The following is a 6321-nucleotide window of genomic DNA, read 5'->3' as shown; positions in this document are numbered from 1 at the left end:
GGAACCCGGGTCTCGATCACATCCATCGCACGCTCCCCGAATGCGCCGCGCTCGCGCCGGACACCGCCCCGGACCGAGCCTCGGCGCCTGTCCCGCCCATCGCGACGGGGCTTCCAAACATTCCCGCAAGTTGTCAAGGCTCGGCAATCCGAGGGAACCGACGGATCCGGGCCATGACCGCGACGATCCGCGCGCGCGCCTGAAATTACAACTAGCAGTTGATCGTTGGATTAACCGCCCGGTGAAATCGGGCCGCCGACGGATCGGCTCGGCGGGCGCGCGCTCACGGGATCCCGATCATCTTGTGCGTCTGGAGCGAGAGCCGCCAGCGGGCATCCGCGCGGCAATAGGCGACGGCGGCGCCGGTGTTGGCGATCCGGTCCGGCCCGTCCATCGGCTGGAGCCAGCGATGGTGGAAATCGAGGTCGGCGACCGTCTCCGGCGCGAGGTCGGCCTGCGGGAAGACGAGCTTGAGCTCGTCGCCGCGTCGCTGCACCAGCGGCGCACCGGCCTTGGGGCTGACGCAGATCCAGTCGATCCCTTCCGGTACCGCGAGCGTCCCGTTGGTCTCGACCGCGATCGCGAAGCCGCGGGCGTGGACGGCCGCGATCAGCTCGGGGTCGAGCTGCAGCAGCGGCTCTCCTCCCGTGAAGACGACATAGTGCGCGTGGGGACCGCCCTCCCAGGTCCGCGCGATCGCATCCGCGAGGTGGTCGGCGGTCGCGAACTTTCCGCCGCCCTCGCCGTCGGTGCCGACGAAGGCCGTGTCGCAGAACTGGCAGACCGCCTCGGCCCGGTCCGCCTCGCGGCCGGACCAGAGATTGCAGCCGGCGAACCGGCAGAACACCGCCGCCCGCCCGGCCTGCGCGCCCTCGCCCTGGAGCGTGTGGAAGAGTTCCTTGACCGCGTACGCCATCGTCCCGCCGGGCCCGAGCCGATGACGGCCGGGGCATCGTCCTGTCCTGAAAAGATCGTCGCGCGACAGCACATAGGCGCGCCGGTGCCGCAACGCCACATCGCGGCGGTGGACGCGCGAAGATCCGCCATGCTCTCGCCACGGTGCCCGCGTTGAACGGCCGACGTTCTCAGGGCCCTCCTTCGCGGCCGCGAGAGGGACGGCATCGGGCCCGGTGCCGGCGCGGCGTTCCACTGCTTTGAGTCGGGGTCGATGTCGAACCGTTTCCTGAGGCGCCTCACCCTGGGGCTCGCCACGCTCGCCGGCCTGCTCGCTGCGCAGGCGGCCGACGCCGTGACCGCACCCGTCCTCGTGGTGGAGGTGGATTCCGGCAAGGTGCTCTACGCGCAGGGGGCGACCGACCCCTGGTACCCGGCCTCGATCACCAAGCTGATGACCACCTACGTCGCCCTCGACCTGGTGCGGCAGGGCAAGGTCTCGCTCGACTCGATGATCACGATCTCGGCCGCCGCCGCCGCCGAGCCGCCCTCGAAGATGGGCTTCAAGCCGGGCACGCAGCTCACCCTCGACAACGCGCTGAAGATCATCATGGTCAAGTCGGCCAACGACGTGGCCTGGGCGATCGGCGAGACCCTCGGCGGCACGATCGACGGCTTCGCCGACATGATGAACGAGACCGCGCGCCGGATCGGCATGCGCGAGAGTCGCTGGTACAACCCGAACGGCCTGCCCGACCCCCGGCAATGGACCTCGGCCCGCGACATGGCGGTGCTCGGCCGCGCGCTGCTGCGCGACTTCCCCGACTCGCACGACCTGTTCTCGATCTCGGCGATCCAGTTCGGCCGCTCGGTGATGGCCAACCACAACGGCCTGCTCGGGCGCTATGCCGGCGTCGACGGGATGAAGACCGGCTTCATCTGCGCCGGCGGCTTCAACGTGGTCGCCAGCGCCAACCGCAACGGCCGGCGCATCCTCACCATCGTGATGGGCAGCCCGAGCGCGCGCGAGCGCGACCTCAAGGCCGCCGACCTGTTCGATTACGGCTTCGGCCAGTCGGCCGGATGGACCGCGCAGACGCTCGACGCGTTGCCCGCCTCCGCCATCGGCGCGCCGCCCGACATGCGGCCCTACATCTGCGACCGCAAGAAGCCGATGCCGATCGACGAGGGCCCCGGCGCCATCGCCGGAAACGCCGACAACGCCGGCGCGCAGTTCCTCGGCGCCGCCGGCCTGTCCTCGCCCGCGCTGACCCTGGCGACGCTCAACGGCGCCGCCGCGCGCAACCGCACCCTGCCGCCGCGCGCCCCGCTGCAGCCGATCCTGGTCTGGATCGGCCGCGACCCGGCGGAGGGGCAGATCATGCTCAACGAGCAGGCCGAGGCCGAGAAGGCCGCCGCCGCCGCCACGCGCGAGGCGAAGCTCGAGGCCGCCAAGGCCAAGCGCGAGGCGGCGCTCGAGGCGGCCAAGCAGAAGCGCGCCGCGGCCGCGGAAGCCAAGACCCAGGCAAAGGCCCAGGGGAAGGACCAGGGCAAGGCGAAGGCCGCGATCGCCGGCGCCGTGCCCCGCGCGGCCAGCGCCTACACCTCGGTCGACGTGTCCGGCATGCCGGAGGCCAAGCACAAGCCGCCGACCCACGCCAAGCCGGCGACGGCGGTGACGCAGAAGGGCGGCAAGCCCGCGGTGGCCAAATCCGTGCAGACCAAGCCGAAGGCCGGCGCGAAGCCCAAGCCCAACGCGGCCAAGTCGGCCGAATCCGCGGACGAGTGATCGGCGCGCGCGATTGAGCCCGCCGCCCGGCCGCGCTAGGCCGGCGGCATGACCGACGCTCCCCGCCGACCGGACCCGATCCCGCTCACCGTGCTCACCGGCTTCCTCGGAGCCGGCAAGACCACGCTGCTCAACCGGATGCTGCGCGATCCGGCGCTCGCCGACACGGTCGTCATCGTCAACGAGTTCGGCGAGATCGGCCTCGATCACCTGCTGATCGAGGCGATCGACGAGAACATGGTCCTGCTCGGCGCCGGCTGCCTGTGCTGCACCGTGCGCGGCGACCTGATCGCGACGCTGGAAGACCTGCTGCGCAAGCGCGACAACGGCCGGATCACGCCGTTCCGCCGGGTCGTGATCGAGACCACCGGCCTCGCCGACCCCGCGCCGATCCTGCACGCGTTGATCTACCACCCCTACCTCGTGATGCGGTACCGGCTGCAGGGCGTCGTCACCGTGGTGGACGCGGTCAACGGGTTCGACACGCTCGACGCCCACCCGGAGGCGGTGCGGCAGGTGGCGGTGGCCGACCGGATCGTCCTCGCGAAGGCGGATCTGGCCGGCGACACCGGTTCGCTGCGGGCGCGCCTGCACGCCCTCAACCCGGCCGCACCGATCGATCCGCCCGACGTCCCCGCCGAGACGCTGCTCGGCGGCCTGTTCGGCCTCGACGGCAAGGCCGCCGACGTGCAGGCCTGGCTCGGAGCCGTGCCGGAGGCGGACGGGCACGCTCACGACGTGAACCGGCACGACGCGGCGATCCGCGCCTTCTCGCTGACGAGCGACGTGCCGGTGCCGCGCGCGTCCTTCGAGATGTTCCTCGACCTGCTTCGGGGAAGCCACGGCCCGAAGCTGCTGCGCCTGAAGGGCCTCGTCGCGATCGCCGACGATCCCGACCGGCCGGTGGTGGTCCACGGCGTCCAGCACGTGGTGCACGCCCCCGTCACCCTGCCGGCCTGGCCCGACGACGACCGCACCTCGCGCCTCGTCCTGATCGTCCGCGACCTCGACCCGAACTTCGTCATCCGGCTCTGGGACGCCTTCCTCGGCCGCCCGCGGATCGACACGCCGGATGCGGCGGCGCTCACCGACAACCCGCTTGCCATTCCCGGCGGCTGACGGCTCCCGCGGCATCATCCTTGAAGCCCGCACCCCAAAGGGCGCCTCCAGGGGTGCCGAACGTTCCAGAGTGGGACGGTTCCTCTCGAATGCGGGACGCAGGTGCCATGATGCACGGCTTCACGGTCATCCAGGGCGGGCAGGCGGTCCCCGACGCGGCGGCGATCGGCCATCCCGTCGCGCGGGCGTCCGAGGAGGCGGCTTCGAACGGACATGCGGCGTCGCGCTGGCGCGTCGACCTCCACCGTGCCGGCACCGTCGACGACGATGCGGTCGCCGCCTGGCGGGCGCTGATGACGCGCAACGCGATCACCGATCCGCGAGTCGATCCGGATTACGTGCTGAGCGCCGCCCGCCATCAATCCGGCGGCCGGACCATCGCCTTCGCCCTGGCCTGGGACCGGGACGGCAACGGCCGCGCGGCGCTCCACGGGGTGATGCCGATGGCGATGCCTCACCCGATCTGGGGGCGGGGCCGGGCCGACCTGTGGCAGCCGCCGGGCCTCCCGGACCCCGCGGCCGCCCTGATCGACGGGTCGCGGGCGGAGCCCGTCGAGGCCGCGGTCCGCGGCCGGCTCGCGGGCCTGCGCCGGCCCCTGCGGCTCGGGGCGCCGACGCGCCTGCCGACCCAGGGCGACGCCCCGCGCCCGGTCCTCGCCGCCACCCATGAGGGCCGGCGCCGGACCATTCCCGCCGACTGCGTGATCGGCGTGCGCGCCGGGGACGACGCGGCGGCCGAGGTCGAACAGGTGTCCGCCCCGGGCCTGATCCCGTCCGCGGTCGAGGAATTCCTCGCGCTGGACGCGCGCCACGCAGCGCGCCCGATCATCGCCGATCCGTCGGAGGCGTCGATGGTGCGGGTGGTGACCCGCCTGTTCGCCCGCCGCGGGCAGATGCGGATCGAGCTCGCCCGCCGCGCCGGGGAGCTTGTCGCCGGCACGCTCCACCTCGGCGCGGGCGCCCGCGCCGTGGTCTGGCGGCGCGCGGCGCGGGTGTGACGCGCTACTCGTCCTCGCCGAACCTGTCGGCGAGCAGCGCCTCGATCGCCGCGAGGCAGGGCTCGGCGTCGGCTCCGACGGCGGTGACCATCACATGGGTGCCCTGCGCCGCGCCGAGCGTCAGCAGCCCCATGATCGAGCGGCCGCCCACCGTCTCGCCGGCGCGGGTCACCGTGACCTGAGCGTCGAAGCGCTCGACGGTCTGGACGAACTTGGCGGATGCCCGCGCGTGCAGGCCGCGTCGGTTGATGATCGGCAGGCGCCGCAGGAAGCCGCCGTCGGGCACGGGCGGCGGCTCGTCGTCGGGCTCGAAGAGGTCGTCCATCCCCCGGCGCGCTTCCCTGTCCGTCGCCGCGCTGCGATTCGCGTCGGCCTGAATCGGCGCGCGCACGGCGCGGCCCTCACCGTGCGTAGCGGGTCGGCGGTCGGGACGGCAAGATGACGGGGAAGACTATTTGCCGGCGAGAACGCGCGAGGCGACGTTGATGTACTTGCGGCCGGCTTCCTGGGCGTGGAGCACCGCGTCGCCGAGGGATTCCGCATCGCGGACGCTGGCGAGCTTGATCAGCATCGGCAGGTTGATGCCCGCCACCACCTCGACGGCGCCGCCGTTCATGCAGGACAGCGCGAGGTTCGACGGCGTGCCGCCGAACATGTCGGTCAGCACGACGACGCCGGTTCCGGTATTCACCCGGCCGACCGCCGACATGATGTCCCGCCGCCGAAGCTCCATGTCGTCTTCCGGACCGATCGTGATGGTTTCGATCTGCTTCTGAGGGCCAACCACGTGCTCCAATGCGGCCCTGAATTCGGTCGCGAGCAGTCCGTGGGTGACGAGCACCATGCCAATCATCGACACGTATTCCGGTGTCCTGTGAACGAGTCCGCCATGTTGTGCATTGCACGCACAGGCTCAAGGCAGTCGCGACGTTTTGATCGCCCGTCGCCGCGATCATGCCACGCAAGTGAGCACCGCGCTACGGGGCCGCGCGGGTCCGGTCGACGGGAAGCGCCGTGTGCGACTGCGAAGACACGCTGAGCCCGGCCAATGCCCGTTCCGCGAGCACCAGGCCGGGTGCGAGGCCGGCCTCGCGCACCGCGCGGTCGATCCGGAGCGCGGGCAGGGCGATGCGGAGGATCGTGGCCTCGCCATCCGGCGCATCGGGCAGGCGCGGCTCGCCGGCGACGAGGTCGACGACGAGCCGCAGGACGCAGGCCTCGACGCTCTCCACCGCGACGATCCCGTGGCCGCGGATCTCGATCCGCCCGGCGATGGCGGGATGCGGGCGTGCCACGACGCGCCCGTGGCACCGCGCGAGGCGCACCCGGTCGTCGCCGACCAGGGCCGCGAAGCCGCCCCGAAGGGTGGCCCACTCGATCAGCGCCAGGGCGAGGCTCGACTTGCCGGCGCCCGCCTCGCCGCGGAGCAGCACGCCCGCCTCGCCGACCACGACGCAGGTGGCGTGCACGGTGACACGCTCCGCATCCGTCGCATCGTGCGATGCGCGGCGCACCGGCCCG

General features: G+C 72.5%; 7 protein-coding genes. 3 read left to right on the top strand and 4 right to left on the bottom strand.

The annotated features are described in order from the left end of the window. Positions 1-283 precede the first annotated feature (283 nt). On the bottom strand, positions 284-916 hold the full coding sequence (queE, locus tag MKK64_RS16020; protein WP_243935886.1) for a 7-carboxy-7-deazaguanine synthase: 633 nt from the start codon (positions 914-916) through the stop codon (positions 284-286). A 252-nt stretch (positions 917-1168) separates the two neighbouring features. Here queE and MKK64_RS16015 point away from each other — a divergent pair, with 252 nt between their 5' ends. The 3 genes from MKK64_RS16015 (at position 1169) to MKK64_RS16005 (ending at position 4800) form a co-directional block, all read left to right on the top strand. Continuing rightward, entirely contained in the window at positions 1169-2683 is a 1515-nt protein-coding gene (locus MKK64_RS16015) for a D-alanyl-D-alanine carboxypeptidase family protein (RefSeq protein WP_243934419.1), read from the top strand. Between the two features lie 48 nt (positions 2684-2731). Continuing rightward, a complete protein-coding gene (locus tag MKK64_RS16010) occupies positions 2732-3802 on the top strand; it encodes a CobW family GTP-binding protein (protein WP_243935884.1) in 1071 nt (356 codons plus the stop codon). Between the two features lie 107 nt (positions 3803-3909). After that, positions 3910-4800, top strand: a complete 891-nt coding sequence (locus MKK64_RS16005; RefSeq protein WP_243935882.1) for a hypothetical protein — start codon at positions 3910-3912, stop codon at positions 4798-4800. 4 nt (positions 4801-4804) lie between these two features. On the opposite strand, the gene MKK64_RS16000 is transcribed toward MKK64_RS16005, so the two are convergent. From MKK64_RS16000 to MKK64_RS15990, 3 genes are all read right to left on the bottom strand, one after another. Continuing rightward, positions 4805-5125: an HPr family phosphocarrier protein gene (locus tag MKK64_RS16000; protein ID WP_147728691.1), complete on the bottom strand. Its 321-nt coding sequence runs from the start codon at positions 5123-5125 to the stop codon at positions 4805-4807. A gap of 126 nt (positions 5126-5251) precedes the next feature. Next, positions 5252-5653: a PTS sugar transporter subunit IIA gene (locus tag MKK64_RS15995; protein ID WP_147728692.1), complete on the bottom strand. Its 402-nt coding sequence runs from the start codon at positions 5651-5653 to the stop codon at positions 5252-5254. 124 nt (positions 5654-5777) lie between these two features. Next, positions 5778-6314, bottom strand: coding sequence for a hypothetical protein (locus MKK64_RS15990; RefSeq protein WP_313898916.1), 537 nt, complete (start codon positions 6312-6314; stop codon positions 5778-5780). Positions 6315-6321 lie beyond the last annotated feature (7 nt).

It is taken from the genome of Methylobacterium sp. E-025 (assembly GCF_022829705.1).
In the GTDB taxonomy this organism is placed as follows: Bacteria; Pseudomonadota; Alphaproteobacteria; order Rhizobiales; family Beijerinckiaceae; genus Methylobacterium.
Note: the sequence above shows the minus strand (reverse complement) of the source record. Positions and strands in the feature narration are given on the sequence as shown.